The 311-nt window shown below is 63.3% G+C and carries 1 protein-coding gene; it reads right to left on the bottom strand.

Translation table 11 applies throughout. The annotated features are described in order from the left end of the window. A partial coding sequence (locus tag RZO55_RS03045) for a PTS transporter subunit IIC (protein WP_318062814.1) occupies positions 1 to 311 on the bottom strand: 311 nt, incomplete at both ends.

The raw sequence follows: 311 nt of genomic DNA, 5'->3' as shown, positions 1-311 counted from the left end.
AGTGGATGACGGGACCGAGGATAAACATGTCCGAGTCGGCGGCCCACATCGCCGTGTCGGGAATGGTGCCCCCGATCAGGAACCGGACCATGAAGAACTGCCCCCAGGCCACCACCGTCGAGGTGATAAAGCCTCCGATCAGGGCCCCGCGCACGCCGCCCGTGGCGTTTCCGAACACCCCGGCGGTCGCCGAGTGAAAAAACAGGACGATCATCGTCGGCACAAAGATGTAACCGACGGTGTTGCCGATGATCACCAGCCAGAGCAGCGCCCCGACGAAGGAGCCGAGGAAGCCCAGGATCACCGCATTG

It is taken from the genome of Clostridium boliviensis (assembly GCF_033342255.1).
Lineage (GTDB): Bacteria > Bacillota > Clostridia > Lachnospirales > Lachnospiraceae > Lacrimispora > Lacrimispora boliviensis.
Note: the sequence above shows the minus strand (reverse complement) of the source record. Positions and strands in the feature narration are given on the sequence as shown.